The following is an 888-nucleotide window of genomic DNA, read 5'->3' on the forward strand; positions in this document are numbered from 1 at the left end:
GCTACATCCTTGCAACCGCTTCTACTGGTGGCACTTACTATCCAGTTGGGGTGGCTTTGGCGACATTAAGTAAAGTGAAACTCGCACCAAAGCACCACTTCTCCCTTTCTGCTATCAGCTCTGCTGGCTCTGGTGAAAACGTTAAACTACTGAATGAAAACGAAGCGCAATTTGCGATTTTGCAAGGTTTGTACGGTGCGTGGGCTTGGTCGGGGGAAGGTCCTTACGAGAAAAGCGGTCGCCAAGAAAAGCTGCGTTCAGTCTCAATGTTATGGCAAAACGTTGAACACTTCATTGTTCGTAGCGATTTAGCAAAAACCGGTACGGTTAGTGATCTGAAAAACCTCGAAGGGAAAAAGTTCTCTATCGGGAAAAAGAACTCCGGTACTGAGAACTCAGGCCGTCAGATCATGAAAGGCCTGAGTGTTGACCCAGATAAGTTCAACCTTGCCTTTATGGGGTACGGCGGCAGTGCAAGTGCGCTACAAAATGGCACTATCGATGGCATGAACACGCCAGCAGGTGTTCCTGTTGGGGCGGTGACGCAAGCATTTGCGGCGCTAGGCAAAGATATCTCGATACTTTCGTTCACTGACGAGCAAATCAAGCAAGCCAACGGCAACTACAAGTTGTGGACCAAGTACGACATTCCTGCCAACACTTACCCAGGTTTAGATAAACCAATCACGACGATTGCTCAGCCCAACTTCCTTGCGGTTCGAGACGATATCTCGGAAGAGGACGTTTACCAACTGACCAAAGCCATTTACGAGAACCTTCCGTTCTTACAAGGCATCCACAAAGCAACCAAAGCGATGGCGATCGAAAAAGCGATTTCGGGACTTCCTTTACCGCTGCATCCGGGTGCGATTCGTTACTACAAAGAAA

1 protein-coding gene is annotated in these 888 nt (G+C 48.5%); it reads left to right on the forward strand.

Translation table 11 applies throughout. The features are described from left to right. Positions 1-888: TAXI family TRAP transporter solute-binding subunit (locus tag R7Q11_RS25280; protein WP_225466893.1), on the forward strand; the 888-nt coding region annotated here is incomplete at both ends.

The organism is Vibrio sp. 970 (assembly GCF_033339075.1).